Source organism: Mesorhizobium sp. M0028, from assembly GCF_040323855.1.
GTDB lineage: Bacteria > Pseudomonadota > Alphaproteobacteria > Rhizobiales > Rhizobiaceae > Mesorhizobium.
Genome location: NZ_JAMYVG010000001.1, coordinates 40,522 through 59,382, shown reverse-complemented (window position 1 = coordinate 59,382; position 18,861 = coordinate 40,522). Strand labels below are relative to the sequence as shown.

The 18,861-nt window shown below is 63.6% G+C and carries 17 protein-coding genes; 2 read left to right on the top strand and 15 right to left on the bottom strand.

Annotated elements, in window-relative coordinates; all coding sequences use genetic code 11:
* Nucleotides 1-18: 18 nt before the first annotated feature.
* Genes NKJ93_RS00300 through yajC form a run of 4 tightly spaced genes read right to left on the bottom strand, consistent with a single transcriptional unit; the run spans nucleotide 19 to nucleotide 4,222 of the window.
* Nucleotides 19-846: a phytoene/squalene synthase family protein gene (locus tag NKJ93_RS00300; protein ID WP_502896860.1), complete on the bottom strand. Its 828-nt coding sequence runs from the start codon at nucleotides 844-846 to the stop codon at nucleotides 19-21.
* Nucleotides 847-871: 25 nt separating this feature from the next.
* Nucleotides 872-1,261, bottom strand: coding sequence for an Mth938-like domain-containing protein (locus NKJ93_RS00295; protein WP_023720178.1), 390 nt, complete (start codon nucleotides 1,259-1,261; stop codon nucleotides 872-874).
* Nucleotides 1,262-1,276: 15 nt separating this feature from the next.
* The gene (gene secDF, locus NKJ93_RS00290) at nucleotides 1,277-3,829 is read right to left on the bottom strand and encodes a protein translocase subunit SecDF (protein WP_352586940.1); all 2,553 of its coding nucleotides are present in this window, start codon (nucleotides 3,827-3,829) and stop codon (nucleotides 1,277-1,279) included.
* Nucleotides 3,830-3,880: 51 nt separating this feature from the next.
* Nucleotides 3,881-4,222, bottom strand: a complete 342-nt coding sequence (gene yajC / locus NKJ93_RS00285) for a preprotein translocase subunit YajC (protein ID WP_023678921.1) — start codon at nucleotides 4,220-4,222, stop codon at nucleotides 3,881-3,883.
* Between yajC and NKJ93_RS00280 the strand changes: the two genes are divergently transcribed.
* Both NKJ93_RS00280 and NKJ93_RS00275 read left to right on the top strand, forming a co-directional pair.
* Nucleotides 4,128-4,349, top strand: a complete 222-nt coding sequence (locus tag NKJ93_RS00280) for a hypothetical protein (protein ID WP_210164500.1) — start codon at nucleotides 4,128-4,130, stop codon at nucleotides 4,347-4,349. The two genes, yajC and NKJ93_RS00280, sit on opposite strands and share 95 nt — an antisense overlap.
* A gap of 161 nt (nucleotides 4,350-4,510) precedes the next feature.
* The gene (locus NKJ93_RS00275; RefSeq protein ID WP_352586937.1) at nucleotides 4,511-5,386 is read left to right on the top strand and encodes an ATP-binding protein; all 876 of its coding nucleotides are present in this window, start codon (nucleotides 4,511-4,513) and stop codon (nucleotides 5,384-5,386) included.
* Nucleotides 5,387-5,539: 153 nt separating this feature from the next.
* Here the strand turns inward: NKJ93_RS00275 and NKJ93_RS00270 are convergent, their stop codons facing one another.
* From NKJ93_RS00270 to NKJ93_RS00220, 11 genes are all read right to left on the bottom strand, one after another.
* A complete protein-coding gene (locus tag NKJ93_RS00270) occupies nucleotides 5,540-7,072 on the bottom strand; it encodes a peptidoglycan DD-metalloendopeptidase family protein (RefSeq protein WP_352586934.1) in 1,533 nt (510 codons plus the stop codon).
* A 264-nt stretch (nucleotides 7,073-7,336) separates the two neighbouring features.
* Nucleotides 7,337-8,002: a protein-L-isoaspartate(D-aspartate) O-methyltransferase gene (locus tag NKJ93_RS00265; RefSeq protein WP_352482133.1), complete on the bottom strand. Its 666-nt coding sequence runs from the start codon at nucleotides 8,000-8,002 to the stop codon at nucleotides 7,337-7,339.
* Entirely contained in the window at nucleotides 7,999-8,757 is a 759-nt protein-coding gene (surE, locus tag NKJ93_RS00260; RefSeq protein ID WP_352482131.1) for a 5'/3'-nucleotidase SurE, read from the bottom strand. Before surE ends, NKJ93_RS00265 begins: the two co-directional genes overlap by 4 nt.
* Nucleotides 8,757-10,061 (bottom strand): serine--tRNA ligase, encoded by a 1,305-nt coding sequence (serS, locus tag NKJ93_RS00255; protein ID WP_352482130.1) that lies wholly within the window; start codon nucleotides 10,059-10,061, stop codon nucleotides 8,757-8,759. Before serS ends, surE begins: the two co-directional genes overlap by 1 nt.
* Nucleotides 10,062-10,401: 340 nt before the next feature.
* The gene (tatC, locus tag NKJ93_RS00250; RefSeq protein ID WP_023720061.1) at nucleotides 10,402-11,265 is read right to left on the bottom strand and encodes a twin-arginine translocase subunit TatC; all 864 of its coding nucleotides are present in this window, start codon (nucleotides 11,263-11,265) and stop codon (nucleotides 10,402-10,404) included.
* A complete protein-coding gene (gene tatB / locus NKJ93_RS00245; RefSeq protein WP_352586931.1) occupies nucleotides 11,262-11,966 on the bottom strand; it encodes a Sec-independent protein translocase protein TatB in 705 nt (234 codons plus the stop codon). Before tatB ends, tatC begins: the two co-directional genes overlap by 4 nt.
* Nucleotides 11,967-12,028: 62 nt before the next feature.
* Nucleotides 12,029-12,250 (bottom strand): twin-arginine translocase TatA/TatE family subunit, encoded by a 222-nt coding sequence (locus NKJ93_RS00240; protein WP_023678929.1) that lies wholly within the window; start codon nucleotides 12,248-12,250, stop codon nucleotides 12,029-12,031.
* Nucleotides 12,251-12,428: 178 nt separating this feature from the next.
* Complete coding sequence (gene scpB, locus NKJ93_RS00235; RefSeq protein ID WP_023720059.1) at nucleotides 12,429-13,208, bottom strand: SMC-Scp complex subunit ScpB; 780 nt, start codon at nucleotides 13,206-13,208, stop codon at nucleotides 12,429-12,431.
* Nucleotides 13,205-14,005, bottom strand: a complete 801-nt coding sequence (locus NKJ93_RS00230) for a segregation and condensation protein A (protein WP_352482297.1) — start codon at nucleotides 14,003-14,005, stop codon at nucleotides 13,205-13,207. The genes scpB and NKJ93_RS00230 overlap by 4 nt, the downstream gene beginning before the upstream one ends.
* Before the next feature lie 58 nt (nucleotides 14,006-14,063).
* Nucleotides 14,064-15,083 (bottom strand): beta-N-acetylhexosaminidase, encoded by a 1,020-nt coding sequence (gene nagZ, locus NKJ93_RS00225; protein WP_352482125.1) that lies wholly within the window; start codon nucleotides 15,081-15,083, stop codon nucleotides 14,064-14,066.
* Nucleotides 15,084-15,202: 119 nt separating this feature from the next.
* On the bottom strand, nucleotides 15,203-18,847 hold the full coding sequence (locus tag NKJ93_RS00220; RefSeq protein WP_352586928.1) for an SPOR domain-containing protein: 3,645 nt from the start codon (nucleotides 18,845-18,847) through the stop codon (nucleotides 15,203-15,205).
* Nucleotides 18,848-18,861 lie beyond the last annotated feature (14 nt).

The window sequence follows — 18,861 nt, the reverse complement described above, 5'->3', positions numbered from 1 at the left end:
TTGGCTACGCGGCAGCCTTTATGCGACCGGCCAGCCCCGCGTTGCGCGCCGGAACAAGAGCCAATGCCGGCGCAAGGCCGAAAGCCGCACCGCGCCATCAAGCGGTGAATGGCGGGAGCCGTCCATCTTGCCGAGATAGGCGCCCGTCAGCGCCAGCGGCAGAAACGCCGGACGCAGTGAAATCGGCAGGGCGGACGCCCCCTGCTCGAAAGCTGAGAGATGCTCGCGTGCCAGCGCGATCATCGCGGCAACGGCGCGTTCCGCGCCCGGCCCGCCGTCACCTGTAGCGAACTCTTGCGGCGACGATCCCGCCGCAGCCAGAATGTCGGCCGGAACGAAGCACTGTCCCCGCTTACGATGCAGCGGCAGCAGAAGCAGGAGACCGGTCATCGCCTGCGCACAACCTGCCCTGCCGGCAAGTTCGGCAAAGCGCGGTGCTTCGACCGGATCGAGCACCATCGCCGCAAGCTGGATGAGCGCGGCGGCAGTCTCGCCGCAATAGCCTTCGAGATCGGTGCGCGACGGCATCGGGTCGTCATAGAGATCGAAGACGCGCGCTTCGAGCATATTGTCGAAAGCGGCCTTGGGCAGGCGGTGAGCGGAAATAGTCGCCCTCAGCGCGTCCGCCACGGGATGGCCGACCTTAGCGCGATCCTCTTCGGCGGCGATGACGTCTCGCCACCATTGCAGCCGGACTTCACCCGGCAGCGCTTCGCGGATGCGATCGCGTATGCCGGCAATTTCGGCGTTGAAGGCATAGAGCGAAAACACCGCGTCCCGCTTGTCTTCGGGCGCGTAGAGCGCGGCGAGATAGCGGTCATGATCGGCGGCGCGCACCGTCTCCATGACGGCTTTGGTGTTTTCGGCCACGTCAGTCGACGGCGATGAGTGCTGCGGCCACGGCGCGGTCTTCAGCCAGCAGCACATTATAGGTCCGCACTGCCGCCCCGGTCGACATCGGATCGGCGGAAATGCCGGCATCCTTCAGCGCAGCACGCAACGCCGCCGGCAATGGCCTCAGATCCTTGCCGCTGCCGACCAGCAGGATCTCGACCTTGTCGGCCTCGTTGAACAGCTTGGTGAAATCCGCTGCCGTCAGCGCCAGCGGATCGGCCGGCTCCCAGCCATAGATGCCAGAAGGCAGGCACAGCAGCGAGCCGCGGTGCGACATGTCGGCAAAGCGGAAACCGCCATTGCCGTAAGCCTCGATCGGTGCGCGGCCGGGGAAATGCGCCTCGCGGATGACGATGCCCTTGGCCACTTTTGCGGCAAGCCGTCAGGTGGCTATGGCTTTGCCGCCGCCCACCGGCTTTTCCTCATCGGATGCTGTGGCCTGCGGCCGCAGCTTGAACAGGATAAGCAGTGGCGCGGCGATAAAGATCGACGAATAGGTGCCGAACACGACGCCGAACAGCATGGCCATGGTGAACGAGCGGATCACCTCGCCGCCGAACAGCACCAGCGCCAGCAGCGCCAGGATCGTCGTCACCGAGGTCAGCGTCGTCCTCGACAGCGTCTCGTTGATGGCGTTGTTCAGCAATTGCGGCAGCGGCATTCGCTTGTATTTTCGCAGATCCTCGCGAACACGGTCATAGACGACGATCGTATCGTTGAGCGAATAACCGATGATGGTGAGGATCGCCGCCAGCGACGACTGGTTGAATTCCAGGCCGGTAATGACGAAGAAGCCGATCGTCATGACCACGTCATGCACGGTCGCAACGATGGCGCCGACCGCGAACTGCCATTCGAAGCGGAACCAGACATAGATCAGGATGCCGAGCAGCGCGACAAGCATGGCGATGGTGCCTTGCTTGGCAAGCTCGCCCGAGACCGTCGGCCCCACCACTTCGACGCGGCGGAAATCGTACTGGTCTTGCAGTTCGCCGCGCACCTTGTCGATGACGGTCTGCTCGGCATTCTCGCCGCCCTCCTGCGTACCGACGCGGATCAGCACGTCGTTCGGCTCGCCGAACTGCTGAACCTGCACCTCACCGATATTGAGTTCCGTCAGCCTGCCGCGGATGTCGGCCAGATCGGCATTGCCGGTCTTGGACTGCACCTCGATCAGCGAGCCGCCCTTGAAATCGATGCCGTAATTGATGTCGATGGTCATGAACCCGACGACCGACAGGACTGAAAGCACGCTGGACAGCGTGAACGTCCAGCGGCGGATGCCCATAAACGGAATTTTCGTTCCGGGCGGAACGAAAGTCACAGGCGCCCGCGGCAACTCCTTCGGACGGGCCCGGCGAAGCCAGATCGACACCAGCAGGCGGGTGAAGGTGAAGGCGGTGAAGACCGTGGTCAGGATGCCGATGGCATAGGTGACGGCAAAGCCCTTCACCGGCCCGGTGCCGAGATAGAACAGCACCACGGTCGCGATCAGCGAGGTGACGTTGGAATCGACGATTGTGGCCAGCGCCTTGCTGAAACCGGTATCGATCGCCTGGATGACCGAGCGGCCGGCACGTCGCTCCTCGCGGATGCGTTCATAGATCAGCACGTTGGAATCGACCGCCATGCCGATGGTCAGCACGATACCGGCGATACCGGGCAAGGTCAGCGTCGCTCCAAGCAGCGACAGCAGCCCGACGATCATCGCCACATGCACCGCCAGCGCGATGTTGGCGAGAAAGCCGAAGAAGCCGTAGGCGACAAACATGAACGCCACAACCAGGATCGAACCGATGATGCCGGCGACTTTGCCGGCATGAATGGAATCCTGTCCGAGGCCAGGGCCCACAGTGCGCTCCTCGATCACCGTCAGCGTCGCCGGCAAGGCGCCGGCGCGCAGCAGCACGGCGAGGTCGTTGGCGCTCTCAGCGGTGAAATTCCCCGATATCTGGCCGGTGCCGCCGGGGATCGGTTCGCGGATCTGCGGTGCCGAAATCACCTGATTGTCGAGGATGATGGCAAACAGCTTGCCGACGTTCTGTGATGTCGCCTGGCCGAACCGCTGCGCCCCTTTCGAATCGAAGCGAAACGAAACAACCGGCTCGTTGTTCTGGGAGTTGAACGTCGCCTGGGCATCGACGAGGTTTTCACCCGAAACGATGACGCGGTTCTCGATCAGATACGGAACCGGCGGGTCGTCCTGCGAATACAGCACCGAGGATCCCGGCGGCGGACGGCCGTTCAGCGCGTCCTGCACCGGCATCGATTGGTCGACCATCTGGAAGGTCAGCTTGGCGGTCTGGCCAAGAATTTCCTTCAGCCGTTGCGGGTCTTGGAGACCCGGCACCTGCACCAGGATGCGGTCGTCACCTTGCCGCTGCACGATCGGCTCGGTCGTGCCGAGTTCATTGACGCGGCGGCCGACGACCTCGATCGACTGCGTCAGCGCTGCCGAAGTACGATATTTGATGCCCGCATCGGTGACGGTGAACTTGAGCAGGCCGGGCTCGGAATCATCCAGCGTCATCTCCTGGATCGAGCCGCCGCTGAACAAGCCGGCCGCCACCGGATCGGTCAACGTCTTCAACGCCTTCTTGGCAGCCTCGATCTGTGCGGGATCGGTGATGCGGACCTGCACCGTGCGGCCCGTTCCGGCAAGGCCGGTATAGCCGATCTTGGCATCGCGCAGCAGCGTCCTGATTTCGTCGCGCGTCGTCTCCAGCCGATCTTTGATCAGATCGTTCGGATCCATCCTGAGCAGGATATGCGAGCCGCCCTGCAGGTCGAGGCCAAGCGTCATCTGCCGCTTCGGCACCCAGTCGGGCAGCTTGGCCAGCGTGCTGGCGGAAAAAAGGTTGGGCGCAGCGAGGACCACTGTGGCGGCCACGGCCAGCCAGATCAGGATCATCTTGAAGCGCGAAAAATAAAGCATATGGCGTCGTCCGTCAGGGCGTACTGGCGGATCGTTCCGCCGACAATTCGGTTATTTCTTGGCGTTCTGGTTCGCCACCGGCTCGCCCTTGACGCGCACGTCGGCAAGCGTCGAGCGCAGCGCCGTCACCTTGGTGCCGCCGCCAAGGTCGATCTCGAGCTCGTTGTCGTCTATCACCTTGGTAACCTTGCCGACCAAGCCGCCGCCGGTGACAACGGTGTCGCCGCGGCGAACCGCCGCCAGCATCTCGCCGCGCTTCTTCAGCTGCGTGCGCTGCGGCCGGATGATCAGAAAATACATGATCACGAAAATCAGAGCAAACGGCACGATCTGGATAAACATTGCGGACGAGTCCCCGCCGATGCCTTGGGCGTATGCCGGTGTCACGAACATCGAGGTACTCCTGAACTTTGAAAAACAGCCGCAAGGCGGCCCCGCCAAATTTGGCCGGAATATAGTCGGTAACGTTGCCAATGCAACTGCGCTGCCGGGCAAATCGGCTGCTTTTCCGGCCTGGTGAGCCGTGTTAGAGGGTGATCACGAAAAGCGATGCTCGGTTTTCGCAAAAGATCATGCCCGAACAAATGCTTGGGACGAGTTTCGAAACCGCTGAAATCAGGTAGGTTGCCCTACCGCACCCGTCCTGAACGCGAAACAAACCGCGAAACAAAAAGACAAGAGATGACCGACAGCCCTATCGATATCCTGCACCAGAAGCTCGACCGCCTGATCGAGGCGGTCGCCCGCCTAGCCCCGCCGCCGGTGCCGCAAACCGATCTCGGCGAGGCCGATTGCTTCGTCTGGCAGGCCGATCCCGGCTATCTGGAACCGGTGCGCAAGGTCAACCGCGTCGATATCGGCCTGATCCGCGGCGTCGACCGCGTCCGCGACATATTGGTCGACAACACCGAGCGCTTCGCCTCCGGCTACGCTGCCAACAACGTGCTGTTATGGGGCGCGCGCGGCATGGGCAAATCGTCGCTGGTCAAGGCGGTACACGCCTCGGTCAACGCTTCGGCGAAGCCCGACGTGCCGCTCAAGCTTATCGAGATCCACCGCGAAGACATCGACACGCTGCCGAAGCTGATGGGCCTGCTGAAGGCAGCGCCGTTTCGCTTCATCTTGTTTTGCGACGACCTGTCATTCGACCATGACGACACATCCTACAAATCGCTGAAGGCAGCACTTGAAGGCGGCGTCGAAGGCCGCCCGGCCAATGTCATTTTCTATGCCACCTCGAACCGGCGGCATCTGTTGCCGCGCGACATGATCGACAATGAGCGCTCGACCGCGATCAACCCGTCGGAAGCGGTCGAGGAGAAGGTTTCGCTGTCGGACCGCTTCGGCCTGTGGCTTGGCTTCCACAAATGTTCGCAGGACGAATATCTCGACATGATCGATGGCTATGTCCGCCATCATGATCTCGCCATCGATCCCGAGACGCTGCGCGCCGAGGCGCTGGAATGGGCGACGACGCGCGGCAGCCGTTCGGGCCGCGTCGCCTGGCAGTTCACCCAGGATCTGGCAGGCCGGCTCGGAAAATCGCTCAAGGACTAGACCATGATCCCGAACCGAAGGTCAGCGTAGCAAAAAAGGAGCCCGGTTTCGGACTCGATCATGGTCCAGAAAAGCAACAGAAGAAGCCCGCACCTTGCGGAGCGGACTTCTTCGGCGGGCTGAAGGTCAGGCGGCCCGCAAGTCGCTTTTTCCCTATTCGAGATAGCCTGACGGATCGACCGGCGCCGAGTTCTTGCGCACTTCGAAATGCAGTTTCGGCGAGTCGGTGGTGCCGCTCATGCCGGACAGGGCGATTTCCTGGCCGCGCTTGACCTTTTGGCCGCGCTGCACCTCGATCGAGCTGGCATGGCCGTAGACGGTGACCAGACCGTTTTCGTGACGCACCAGCACTGTATTGCCGAATTCCTTGAGGCCATCGCCGGCATAGATGACGACGCCATTTTCGGCTGCCTTGACCGGCGTCCCCTCAGGCACGGCGATGTCGACGCCGTCCTTGCCGCCGCCGAAGCTTGAAATCACGCGGCCGCGCACCGGCCAGCGCATCTTGCCGATGCCGGTTGCATCCGGCGCCACCGCATCGTCGTCCTCGGCCTGCTGGATGACTTTCGCATCCTTCTTTGGCGGCGTGTAGGAGGCGAGCGTCTGCGTCGGCGTTGTCTTGGCCGGTGGCTGAGTGGTGGCCGTCGTCACCGGATCGACCTTTGCCGGCTTCGCGCCGGCGACAACAGCGGTTCCGCCGGCCGGCACTTTCAGGGTCTGGCCGATCTTGAGCAGCCCGTCCTGCATGCCGTTCGCCTGTTTCAGCGCAACGACGCCGACGCCGGTCTTTCTGGCGATGGCGGACAGCGTATCACCTTGCTGTACCGTGTAAGTGCCGCCGGCACCGGCCGGCTTGGCCATCGCCGAGGCTGTTTTGAGCGCAGTCTTTCCATCCTTCGGCTGGCTTGCGGCGGCCGAGGCATCCACCTGCGCGGCAGACTTGCCTTCCCTGAGCTTCGGCTGCTGCGGCAGCACGGCCACCTTCTCCGGCGCGTCGGCCGGCTGGTCGTGCCTGGTGCCGTTCGTGGGCTTGGCGTCGGCGACTTTCGGCGCGGCGCCGTTGCTCGAGTAAGCATAGGCCGGGATGACGAGCTTCTGGCCGGTCTTCAGCCCTTTGGTCGCGCTCAGCCCGTTGACTTTCATGATGGCATCGGCCGGCACGCCGTAGCGCCGCGACAGGCCGGAAATGGTCTCGCCATCCTTGACGACGATCTCGGTTGCATGCGGTGCGCCGGCGGCCGTCGCCATGCGCGGCGCGTCGGGCTCGGCGTTCTTGAACGGCCTTGCCGCCGGAGCAACGGTGCCGGTTGCCGTCCTGTCGACACGAGGAGCGGCAGGCGCCAGGGCCGGCGCGGCAGCGGTACGCACCGGGCGGGCGGCAGGGGCCAGGGCGGGAGCCGGCGGCGGCAGTTGCTGTGCCGTAACCGGTTCGAGGCTTGAGCGGCTGACCGACTGGGTGTGGCTGCCGTCGATCGGGGCGGCCGCAACATCGCCCGGATAGGGCTGGGCAGCATCCTGCTTGTCGATGATGGCGCGCTGGTTGTTGGTCGAGGCGGTGAACACGTCGTCGACGCTGTTGAACCGCGCCACCTGGGAACTACACCCCGTCGCAGCCCCTGCGATCATGAGGACGGCGCAGCCACGCGCCAGATTGCGTCCGTTTGCCTTCAAAACACTGAATTGCATCGCACTAACCCGCACAGACCCGGTACAACTGAGCCTGATTAAAGCGCGTTAATGTTACCGGTCGGTTAAACCTGTAGAATCAGACGCAAATTTTCTTAAAAATGTTTCGAGGATCGAGCGCCGGGTGTGTTGAGATTCAGGTCAGGCCGAGCCGAAAATGGTGGATTCCGAGAACCGGAGCGGAGCGTACATTTGGGTACGTGAGCACCGGAAGCGGAGGAAGCCGCAATTTGCAGGCCGGCCTCACCTGAATATCGACACACCCTAGATGACCGCCGCGACACTGCGCAGGATCGGCTGCAGACGCACCAGGCCGATATCCTCGCGTTCGAAGCGGCTGCCGACCTTGGTCAGCTTGGCCAGCACCTGCTCGCCCTCGTCGGGTCCGATGGGCGCAATGACGATGCCGCCGCTCGACAATTGGTCGAGCAGGAAACGCGGCAGGCTGTCGAAGGCCGCCCAGGCGACGATGCGGTCGAACGGCGCTTCGTTGGCCAGCCCGTTGGAACCGTCCGCCTGGCGCACGATGACGTTGCCGATGGCGAGTGCCTCGAGACGCTGCCGGGCCTGTTCGGCCAGCGTCTTGTAACGGTCGATGGTGACGATCCGCGCGGCAAGCCGCGACATCACCGCCGCCGTGTAGCCGGACCCGGTGCCGATCTCGAGCACGCGGTTGCCCGGTTCGATGGCAAGTGCCGCGATCACCGCCGCCTGCAGGTCGGCGCCTTCGATGGCCTCGCCGCATTCGATCGGCAGCATACGGTCCGACCAGGCAATCGAGTGGAAATGCGGAGACAGGAAGCCGCGCCGCGGCGTCGCCTCGAAGGCGGCGATCAGCGCCTTCGGCACCGTGCCCCTGCCGCGCAGGCGAAGCAGGAAGGCAGCGAAACCTTCGCGGTCGTCGACCGTTGCAGCGTGATTCAAGTTCATGCGAGCGCCTTGGCCAGTTGATCGCGGATTTCATGCGCGGTGAGATCGAGCTGCAGCGGCGTCACCGACACCAGCCGATTGCGCAAGGCATGGAGGTCGCTGCCTTGCTTGCCCTCGACCGGCTCGCGGCCGAAGCGCAGCCAGTAGTAAGGCAGGCCGCGCCCGTCGCGCCGCTCGTCGACCCACAGGCTGTGGACCAGCTTGCCCTGCGAAGTGACCACAGTTCCGGCGATCTCTTCCGGCGCACAATTCGGAAAATTGACGTTGAGCAGCACGCCGTCCGGCAACGGCATGGCGACGAGCTTTTGAAGCAGCGCTGGCGCCAGCGCCTCGGTTGTCTCATAGGGAACGACGCGGTCCTCGCCGACATAGGAATAGGCTTGGCTGATGGCGATCGAGCGCACGCCGAGCAGCGCGCCTTCCATGGCGCCGGCGACGGTGCCCGAATAGGTGACGTCGTCGGCGATGTTGGCGCCGGAATTGACGCCGGACAGGATCAGGTCGGGCGCTTCGGGCAGGATCTTCTTCACGCCCATGATGACGCAGTCGGTCGGCGTGCCGCGCACGGCAAAGTGTTTTTCGCCGATTTTCCTCAGGCGCAGCGGCTCCGAGATCGACAGCGAATGCGCATAGCCGGACTGGTCCTGTTCCGGTGCCACCACCCAGACGTCGTCCGACAGCGTGCGGGCGATGCGTTCGAGTGATGCAAGGCCCTCGGCATGGATGCCGTCGTCGTTGGTCAGAAGGATGCGCATTATTTCGATTCGATCTTTTCCAGACCGCCCATGTAAGGCCGAAGCGCTTCAGGAATGGTTACGCTGCCGTCCTCGTTCTGGTAATTTTCGATGACGGCGATCAGAGCGCGGCCGACGGCGGTGCCCGAACCGTTCAGCGTGTGGACGAAGCGGTTGCCCTTGCCATCCTTGTCCTTGTAGCGGGCGTCCATGCGCCGGGCCTGGAAATCGCCGCATACCGAGCACGACGAGATTTCGCGATAGGTATTCTGGCCGGGCAGCCAGACCTCGATATCGTAGGTCTTGCGCGCGCCAAAGCCCATGTCGCCGGTGCACAGCGTCATGGTGCGGAACGGCAGGCCCAGCCGCTTCAGCACCTCCTCGGCGCATTCGGTCATGCGCTCGTGCTCGGCAATCGACGAGTCCTGATCGGTGATCGACACCAGCTCGACCTTATTGAACTGGTGCTGACGCAGCATGCCGCGCGTGTCGCGGCCGGCCGAACCCGCCTCGGAGCGGAAGCACGGCGTCAGCGCGGTATAGCGCAGCGGCAGTTTTTCGTGCGGCGTGATCTCCTCGCGCACGAGATTGGTGAGTGGGACTTCGGCGGTGGGGATTAGGCCAAGCCTGCCATCCCCATGCCGGGCGAAGAACAAATCTTCCTCAAACTTTGGCAGCTGCCCAGTCCCGAAAAGCGCCTCGTCGCGCACCATCAGCGGCGGGACGATCTCCTCGTAGCCGTGCTCGGTGGTATGCAGGTCGAGCATGAACTGGCCGAGTGCGCGCTCCATGCGCGCCAGCTGGTTCTTGAGCACCGTGAAGCGCGAGCCGGAAAGCCTTGCCGCGTGCTCGAAATCCATCATGCCGAGCGCTTCGCCGATCTCGAAATGCTCTTTCACCCAATTCGGCCGCGTCGGCAGCTTGCCGACGACGCGCTTGACGACGTTGTCGTGCTCGTCCTTGCCGACCGGCACATCGTCGAACGGCACGTTGGGCAGCACCGCCAGTGCGTCGTTCAGCGCCTTGTCGAGTTCGCGTTCGCGCGCCTCGCCGTTCTGGATGAAGGCCTTGATCTCGCCGACCTCAGCCTTCAGCCGTTCGGCAAGCGCGGCATCGCCCGAGCGCATGGCATTGCCGATCTCCTTCGATGCGGCGTTGCGGCGCTCCTGCCTGGTCTGCAGCTCGGTCAGATGCTCGCGCCGCGCCTCATCCGCAGCGATCAGATCGTCGACGGTGGACTGCGCCGCCTCGGCCGACCACGAGCGCTTCTGGAGCGCGTCGACAAGGGCCTTCGGGTTGTCGCGAATCCATTTGATGTCAAGCATGGTCTGTTCGTCCTCGAGGGCATGTCGCCCAAAAAATGCGCAGCGGTTGTGGGGCAACGACATGCCCAAAACAAAGACCAGAGGGCGTAAACCGCATCTTTCATTGATGCAAGACGGGAACGCCGGCGTTTCTTCACGCCGCCATCTGTCCCGCCGACTTCACAGACGGCAGCACTCGCAACATTTGGTCGAAAGGGAACCTGAAACAAAAAAACCCGCCTCAGAGGGCGGGTCGTCGGCGCCGAATCAGCACCATACCCAGATTAGTAGCATAGCTGCCGGCACAAAGCAAGAACAAAGTTGCTGCGGCCGGAAGAAAGATGCCAGCCGGTAACCCCACCTACGTCGACGACGCGTCCGCCGGCTTTTCGGCCACCTCTTCCGTGGCGTCCTGCTTTTCGCGGGCGACACGGTCGCGCTCCTTGCTGCGCTCGATCAAGCGAGCCGACCAGATCGAGACCTCGTAGAGCAGGATCGTCGGAATTGCGAGGCCGATCTGGCTCATCGGGTCGGGCGGCGTCAGCACCGCCGCCACGACGAAGGCGATGACGATCGCCCATTTGCGCTTCTCGGCCAACCCTTGCGACGACAGCATGCCGACTCGCGTCATCAGGCTTGTCACCACCGGCAACTGGAACACCAGGCCGAAGGAGAAGATCAGCGTCATGATCAGGCTGAGATATTCGGACACTTTCGGCAGCAGCGAAATCTGCACCTGGTCGTTGGTGCCGGTCTGCTGCATGGCGAGGAAGAACCACATCACCATCGGCGTAAAGAAGAAATAGACCAGCGACGCGCCCATCAGAAACAGGATCGGCGAGGCGATCAGGAACGGCAGGAAGGCATTGCGCTCGTTCTTGTAGAGGCCGGGCGCGATGAATTTGTAGATCTGCGTGGCGATCAACGGAAAAGCGATGACCATGCCGCCGAACATGGCGAGCTTGACCTGGGTAAAGAAGAACTCCTGCGGCGCCGTATAGATCAGCTCGACCTTGTGCGGATCGAGCCCGGCCCATTGGGTCGCCCATCTGAACGGGATCACCAACAGGTTGAACAGCTTCTTGGCGAAGAAGAAGCACACAAGAAAAGCAACGAAAAAACCGCCGATCGACCACATCAGCCGCCGGCGCAACTCGATCAGGTGCTCCATCAGCGGAGCCGACGATTTTTCGATCTCGTCCTTTTCCGTGTCCGAAGTGCTCACTTGGCGGCTCCCGCCGTTTTCGTGGCGGCCGGCTTCTTCGTTGCTGCCGCAGGCTTCTTCGCTGCTGTCGCCGGCTTCTTCGCTGCTGATGACTGCGCTTTCGGCTCAGCTTTTGTGGCGACCTTTGGCGCAGCGGCCTTTTCCGGCTTGGCCGGCACGGCAGCCGCGGCTTTCGCGGGCGCCGGCTTCTTCTTTGCCGCCGGCGCTTTTTGCGGCACGGCCGCTGCAGTCGTTTGCGCCTCTACTGCCGGCGCCACGACGGACTCGTCCGTCATCGCCGGAAAGATCGGCGTGGCCGGCGTCGGCTCCGGCGGGCTGACGCCCGGCATCGTCGTCGCGCCGTTCTTCAGCGGCTCGGCTGCCTGCTCTGTCGAGGCGGCCTCGACCGCCGGCTTGGGTTTCATCACGGCATCGACGCCGGAACGGACGTCGGCGGCGGCCTGCTCGAATGGATTGAGCTGCTTCCTGATCTCGGCTGCCGGATTGAGGCTTCTCAGCGAATCGACCGACTTCTTGACGTCGTCGAGTTCGGCTTCCTTCAGTGCGTCGTTGAACTGCCGCTGGAAATCCGACGCCATGGCGCGCAGCTTCGCCGTTGTGCGGCCGAAGGTGCGCAGCATGTTGGGCAAATCCTTGGGTCCGACGACCACGATCATGACGATCGCGATCACCAGCATCTCGGTCCAGCCGACTTCGAACATGGCTATACGTTCCGACTCAAGTTTCAGGCCGACTCAAGTTTTGGCCAACCAAAGTTTTGGGCTCAGCTTTTGCTGGCCTTTTCCTTCGGTACCGACACGGTCTCGTCGGAACGGTGTTCGACGGTGCGCTTGTCCTCGGCAGTCTCGTCGTCGGCCATGCCCTTCTTGAAGCTCTTGATGCCCTTGGCCATGTCGCCCATCAGCTCGGGGATCTTGCCGCGGCCGAAGACCAGCAGCACGATCACCAGAACGATCATCCAGTGCCAAATCGAAAATGAACCCATAGCAAATCTCTCTCGAACGGTTTCCCAGACGCTGATCTATGCGCTTTCGGGTTCGGATTCAAACAGAACTGCGACAGAGTTCATGAATGAGTGGCCGAAGTCACGCACTTTCGACACGGCGGCCCGCTACCAATCGGCGCAGTTCCATCCTGGCTGTGGCTTAAAGATGGCGCTCGGCTCAATCGTCCGTGACGCGCGGCGTCAAAAGGCCGAGTTCCTCGAGGTCGATGTCGGTCAGCGGATCCTCGTCGTCGGTGAGCGCATCGGGGTCGGCCGGCGGCAGCGGCACCGAGAAATTCGACGGCATGCGGCCGGACAGCAATCCTGCACCCTTCAATTCCTCCATGCCGGGGAGATCGCGGATCTCCTCCAGTGCGAAATGGTCGAGAAAAATGTCCGTCGTGCCGTAGGTGACGGGACGGCCGGGCGTGCGGCGGCGGCCGCGCATTCTCACCCATTCCGTCTCCATCAGCGTGTCGAGCGTCCCCTTTGACGTCTCGACGCCGCGGATGTCCTCGATCTCCGCGCGCGTCACCGGCTGGTGGTAGGCGATGATCGCCAGCACTTCGAGGGCAGCGCGGGACAGCTTGCGCTGCTGCACCGTGTCGCGGCTCATCAGGAAGGCGAGGTCGCCGGCGGTGCGGAAGGCCCAGGCATCGCCGACGCGCACCAGATTGACGCCGCGCCGCGCATAGATCTGCTGCAGTTCGGCCATCGCCGCGGCAATGTTGATGCCGTCGGGCAGCCGCGAAGTGAGCTGTTTTTCGCTGACCGGCTCGGCGCTGGCGAATACGATCGCCTCGGCCATCCGTACGGCCTCCGCCATATGCAGCCGCTCGCCGGGATTCTGCGACAAATTCTGCCCCTGGTTTTGTGCCGGGTTCTCGGCAACCGCGCCTTGCTCGGCGTCGTCCTCGACCTTGAACGGAATGACCGAAGCGTTGGCGCGTTCGCTCATGGTGTCACCTCGACTATCTTGATGGCTTGAGCGCGGCCGCGCAGATAAAGCGGCGCGAACACCTGGTCCTGCCGCATCTCCATCTTGCCTTCGCGCACCAGTTCCAGCGTTGCGGCAAACGAGCTGGCGACAGCGGTGCGCCGCTCTTCCGGGCCAGCCAGATATTCGACCAGGAAACTGTCGAGCGCCGTCCAGTCGCGCAGCGACCCGATCAGCCTGATCAGCACGTCACGCGCATCCTTGAGTGACCACACGCCGCGCCTGGCGATCGTCACATTGGTGATCGCCTGCTTTTGGCGCTGCTGGGCATAGGCGGTCAACAAATCGTAGAGCGAGGCCGAATAGGCATTTCGCTTCTCGACGATGACCATTTCCGGCATGCCGCGCGCAAACACGTCGCGTCCGAGCCGGTTGCGGTTGACCAGCCGTGCCGCCGCGTCGCGCATCGCCTCCAGCCGCTTCAGCCGGAACTGCAGCACTGCCGCCAGTTCCTCGCCGCTTTCGCCTTCGTCGCCGGGCTGCTTGGGGATCAGGAGCTTCGACTTGAGGAAGGCCAGCCATGCCGCCATCACCAGATAGTCGGCGGCAAGCTCCAGCCGCAGCGCCCTCACCTTCTCGACGAAGGCCAGATATTGCTCGGCCAGCGCCAGGATCGAGATGCGCGACAGGTCGACCTTCTGGTTGCGGGCAAGATGCAGCAGAAGATCGAGCGGACCCTCGAAACCGGCCACGTCGACGACCAAAGCGGGATCGCCGGTCAGCCGGGAATCATCGTTCTCGGCCCACAGACGGTCCATCGGTGCGGCCTTGCCGGCCTTCAGGTCCAATGTTTCCGCCACTTCGCTTCCTTTGATGCTAGGCCACCGCGTCGAAATAACTGGCAAATTCGGCCCGAATCTCGGTCTCGTCCGCTACGTCACAGTTCCTGATATAGGTCAGCGCCCGCTCCGCGCGCTCAAACGACTTGCCTTCAAGTCCGGTCGTTCGCGATGCAATGCCGGCCATCTCCTCAAACACGCCGTTGCAGTGAAGGACCAGATCGCAGCCCGCCGCAAGGATAGCGGCCGCCTTTGACGGGAAATCCCCAGAAAGTGCCTTCATCGAGGTGTCGTCGCTCATCAACAGGCCGTCGAAGCCGATTTCGCCGCGGATGATCTTTTCGATGACCTTGCCGGATGTCGTGGCCGGGTTCTTCGGGTCGATCGCGCTATAGACGACATGCGCCGTCATCGCCATCGGCAAATGGTTGAGCTCCCTGAACGGGGCAAAATCATGCCGCTGCAGGTCGCCGATCGAGGCGTCGACGGTCGGCAGTTCGAAATGCGTGTCGGCGAAGGCCCTTCCATGGCCGGGAATATGCTTCATCACCGGCAGCACGCCGCCCGCCATCAGGCCTTCCGCCGCGGCGCGACCCAATTCGATGACGGCGCGCGGCTCCTTGCCATAGGCGCGTGCGCCGATGACGTCGCTGGCGCCCTCGATCGGCACGTCGAGCACCGGCAGGCAATCCGCCGTGATGCCGTAGCGCAGCAGATCGAAGGCATGCAGCCGCGCCATCAGCCAGGCGGCACGGGTGCCGGCGTCATGGTCGTCGCGCCACAAGGCGCCGAGTGCGCCGGCAGCCGGATAGTTCGGCGCCAGCGGCGGCCGCAGGCGCTGCACCCGGCCGCCCTCCTGGTCAATGAATACCGGCGCATCCGCGCGCCCGACGCAGTCGCGCATGGCGGCGACCAGATCGCGGATCTGCTCGGTCTCGCCGATATTGCGCGCAAACAGGATGAAACCCCACGGGCATTCGTTGCGGTAGAAACGGATCTCGTCGCGGGTCAGTGATTTCCCGGCGCAGCCGAGGATCATGGATTTTGATTCGGTCATGCGGAACAGTTTAGAGCTTCGCGCCGACAAAGGGAATCGCCCGCAATTGCCTCCAGGGATTTCCGTTCACGCAAAAAAGCCGGCGCGAGCGCCGGCTTTTCGAGAGGTTTTTGGTGCCGCTAGTGGGACACGAAGCAATTGCCGCCGGCAGCCTTGTAGCTGGTGCACAGTTTGATCGCCTCGTTGCGCGACTGCGCTGGAACGCGGACGCGGTAGAAGGTGCCCTTGCCGGCAATTTCGGCCTTGACGATGTTGGCGGTGCGGCCGGAAAGCACGCTGCCGTAGCGGCGCTGCAGATCCTGATAAGTCGACTGGGCGCTTTCGACTGTCGGCTGCGAAGCGATCTGTATCGACCACGAACCAGCGCCGGCCGCGGCCGCAACCTGATCGGGCTTGACTTCGCCGACTACGTCGACCGGCTGGTCGGACGGACGCTGCGGCGCCACTGGGACCGTGGCCGGGGTGTTGGCGGACTGCTTGCTGGCTGAGGGCTGGGCCTTGGCTTCGGCCTTGGTGTCGGGCTTGGGCGCCGGCTGCAGCTTGGTGGTTTCGGCCTGATCGCCACTCGCCTGATCGCCACTCGGCTGGTCACCAATCTTCTGATCGCCAATCTTCGGATCACTTGTCATCTGCTCGATCAGGGGCACGGTGCCAGTCTGCGCGGCGGCGTCGGCCTGGGCCGACGGAGCCACGTGCTGCGGCGCCGGATCTGCCGGCTCGGCAGCAGCCATCTGCGGGGCGGCAGGCGCCGGATCCTCGCGCGCCACCAGCGAGCCGTCAGGTTTCACGACCATGGTCCGTACCTTGCGCGGCGCAACGGCGACGATCTCGGGGTTGGCACCCTTCTCGGCCTCCTGCAGAACCTGCGCGATGCGATCCTCGGACTTGGGCGCCGGTGCGGCGGCAGTTTCGGTACCGCCAGCGGCATTGGCGCCAAGCGCATCGGTGTCAGGCGCGTTGGTATCAGGCGCGTTGATACCAGAGGCGTTGGTGTCGGACGCCACTGTGCCGGGCGCGTCGAGATCGTCCGCGGCGTCGGGGTCATTGGGCGAAAGATCGACGACGCGGCTCTCCGGTTCGTTGGCTTTCAGGTCCACAGGCTCTTCGGTGTTGGTGACCAGCTTCTGCTGAACGGGCTCGGCGGGCTTGGCGCCCTTGACCACAGCGTCATAGACCTTGTTGTCCTGGTTCGGCACGACGGTGCCGCCTGGATTTTCCGGCTTGATCTTGATCGGCCTGTTGTCGGCCTTGACGATAACCGGCGCATCGCTGCCGCTCTTGCCGCCGAGGGTCAACGCAAAGGCGCCAAGGCCTCCGGCGATCGCCACCGCGCCAACCACCGCTCCTATCAGCAGCCCGCGCCTGCGCGGCTGCCTTTCGGCCCCGCGTTCGGCAAGACCCGGAACCGACATCTCCTCGTCCAATTCGGGATCGTAATCGAGCTCATCGAAGGTGAAATCGTCGGCTTGCGAAACCGGCTGGCCACTGGGCAATGGGCCCAGATCGAAACCGTCCGCTGCATCGGCATAGGAAGCGGCCGCCGCGCTGACGGGGGCTTCCGCAGGCTTGGCGCCATAGGCGCGCGTCTCGCCACGATCTTGCTTATAACCAGACGCAAAGCCCGCATCGTATTCATCGTCGTAGCCAGCACTGCGCACCGGGGCAGGCGCTATATCCGTGGCATTCATTTCGGTGAGAAGGCTGGCAAAATCGGCATCAAGATCGTCGTAGGCGGGCGCCACCGGCTCGTCATCGTCGAAGTTGAGCTCCGGAATGTCGAGATCGTCCGCCAGCGCCACGACGCGCTCGGGCACGTCGACCGTCTCGACATCGGGCATCTCGTCATACGCGGAAGGCTGTTGATGCGAGGTTGGTGCAGCTTCCGTGTAGGCGGGCCGATCTTCATAGGACGGCCTCTCTTCACGGGATGCCTGGCCTTCATAGGACGGCGCCTCTTCGACCGGTGCGGCCCGATAGGACGGCGCCGCAGCCGGCTGCGGCGGTGGTGCCGGACGCGCCGATGCCACCGGCTGGCTTGCAAAAGCGGGCTGAGGCTGTGCGACCGGCGTCACGCGGCTCCACGAGCGGGCCGGCTCGGGCGGCGTGGCGCGTGTCGTCAGCCAGTTCAGCGCATCGAGCGGATCTTCTTCGGAAGCAGCTGCGGCACTCTTGTCGGCCGAGTCATGATCCAGGCCGATATTCCTGGCGAAATCGGCATCGAGCGCATCGTTGTCCAAATCATCCGCAGGTCCGGCAGCGGCTTCAACACCGAAATCCTCGCCTTCAAGCTCATCGAGGAGGACACTGCCAAGATCGGCGTCATCGGCGGCACTGGACTGCTGCGGCTCAGCGGGCTCGTGTTCGTCGAGTTCCCAATCCAGTTCGTCGACAGGATGCACCGGTCCGTTGGTGACGTCTTCAGCCGCCGCCATGGGCTGTTCAGCGGCCACTGCTGGCTCCTGAATTGCGGGCGCCACGGGCTGCTGAGCAGCAGCCATCACAGGCTTCTGGGCAGGCTGCTGGCTTGTCTGAGGTTCGTTGGCCGCTTGTGCCGGCCGTGTGCTCATCGCCCCCAGCAGCGCGTTCAGCTCGTCTTCCAGGCTGCGTTCCTCAGCCACTGGGGCTGTCGGGACGACAGCGGCCGGCGCCACTGGTTCGGCCGCAACCTGCGCCACGGGCTCTTCGACGTCCTCCGCAAGCGCATCGTCGAGGCCCAGATCGAAATGGTCGTCGAACGCCGCTTCAGCAGCCGTGCCGGAAAGCTCGACGGCCTCTGGTTCTTCGATTTCGGCAGGCTCGTTCGGGCGAACGTCTAAGTCCATGTCGACGTCGGCCATGGCATCATCGAAATGGCCGGCAAAATTCTCATCGGCCGCCTCAACCGGGGATGCCGGGGCGGCGACCGCCGGCTCCTGCTCGTCGAACATCAGCTCGTCTTCGAGCGAGCTCGCAACGGCATCGTCGAACTCGTCATCGAACGCAGGCGCGGCGGCTTGCGCGGCGGTTTCAACGGCGACGGCCTGCTCCATCGGCTCATGCTCTTCGAGCATCAGCTCGTCTTCGAGCGAGTTGGCCACGGCGTTGTCGAACTCATTGTCGAAGGCAGGCTCGTCGTCGAAGGCGGGCTCGTCGACCGGCGCGTATGCATCGGCTGCGGCCCTAGGTCCGTCCTCGCCCGTCGCCCCGATCTTGCCCGTCACATCGTCGTCGAGCCGAAAATCCTGGTCGACAGGGCCGGCAAGTTCGTCGTCACTCGACAAGTCGTCCTCGAACGGCGACACGTCTTCGAGCGAGCCGGCGACGGCGTTATCGAACTCGTCGTCGAACTCCGACTCGACAGCGGGAGCGAACGACCTTTCGGGGCCGGAGGCAATTTCGTCGGCGGCAACAGGAGCGGCCGCAACAGGAGCAGCATCATCCACCGCACTGTCGTCGAACGCGAAATCCTGTTCGAACGAGGCGGCAAGCGCGTCCTCCATCCCATCCGTGGTAGCCGGTTCGGATGCCGGCTCGCGAAGCTCGACAGGGGAAGCATTGTCATTGGCGTCGGCGCCGAACTCGCCCATCAACTCCTTCTCGAGATCGATGTCGAAATCGGCCTCGCCCTCCGGCGGCCCGGCGGCAGCGGCTTTCGGCTGGGCCGGCGTTTGCGGTTTGACCGGTTGGCGCGGGTCGAACCCCATGATCCTGGTCAGTTCCGCGAACGGATCATCGTTGGCGATGTCGTTGTGGTCGGCTGCTCTCAGCTGGGTTCTGTCTGCCATTATTGTTCCCGAAC

What these genes read in the sequence shown, in the direction of transcription:
- NKJ93_RS00300 (WP_502896860.1), bottom strand. Translation starts at nt 846, where the DNA reads ATGGAGACGGTGCGCGCCGCCGATCATGACCGCTATCTCGCCGCGCTC.
- secDF (WP_352586940.1), bottom strand. Translation starts at nt 3,829, where the DNA reads ATGCTTTATTTTTCGCGCTTCAAGATGATCCTGATCTGGCTGGCCGTG.
- NKJ93_RS00280 (WP_210164500.1), top strand. Translation starts at nt 4,128, where the DNA reads ATGATCACGAAAATCAGAGCAAACGGCACGATCTGGATAAACATTGCG.
- yajC (WP_023678921.1), bottom strand. Translation starts at nt 4,222, where the DNA reads ATGTTCGTGACACCGGCATACGCCCAAGGCATCGGCGGGGACTCGTCC.
- NKJ93_RS00275 (WP_352586937.1), top strand. Translation starts at nt 4,511, where the DNA reads ATGACCGACAGCCCTATCGATATCCTGCACCAGAAGCTCGACCGCCTG.
- NKJ93_RS00270 (WP_352586934.1), bottom strand. Translation starts at nt 7,072, where the DNA reads ATGCAATTCAGTGTTTTGAAGGCAAACGGACGCAATCTGGCGCGTGGC.
- NKJ93_RS00265 (WP_352482133.1), bottom strand. Translation starts at nt 8,002, where the DNA reads ATGAACTTGAATCACGCTGCAACGGTCGACGACCGCGAAGGTTTCGCT.
- surE (WP_352482131.1), bottom strand. Translation starts at nt 8,757, where the DNA reads ATGCGCATCCTTCTGACCAACGACGACGGCATCCATGCCGAGGGCCTT.
- serS (WP_352482130.1), bottom strand. Translation starts at nt 10,061, where the DNA reads ATGCTTGACATCAAATGGATTCGCGACAACCCGAAGGCCCTTGTCGAC.
- tatB (WP_352586931.1), bottom strand. Translation starts at nt 11,966, where the DNA reads ATGTTCGAAGTCGGCTGGACCGAGATGCTGGTGATCGCGATCGTCATG.
- NKJ93_RS00240 (WP_023678929.1), bottom strand. Translation starts at nt 12,250, where the DNA reads ATGGGTTCATTTTCGATTTGGCACTGGATGATCGTTCTGGTGATCGTG.
- scpB (WP_023720059.1), bottom strand. Translation starts at nt 13,208, where the DNA reads ATGAGCGAACGCGCCAACGCTTCGGTCATTCCGTTCAAGGTCGAGGAC.
- NKJ93_RS00230 (WP_352482297.1), bottom strand. Translation starts at nt 14,005, where the DNA reads ATGGACCGTCTGTGGGCCGAGAACGATGATTCCCGGCTGACCGGCGAT.
- nagZ (WP_352482125.1), bottom strand. Translation starts at nt 15,083, where the DNA reads ATGACCGAATCAAAATCCATGATCCTCGGCTGCGCCGGGAAATCACTG.
- NKJ93_RS00220 (WP_352586928.1), bottom strand. Translation starts at nt 18,847, where the DNA reads ATGGCAGACAGAACCCAGCTGAGAGCAGCCGACCACAACGACATCGCC.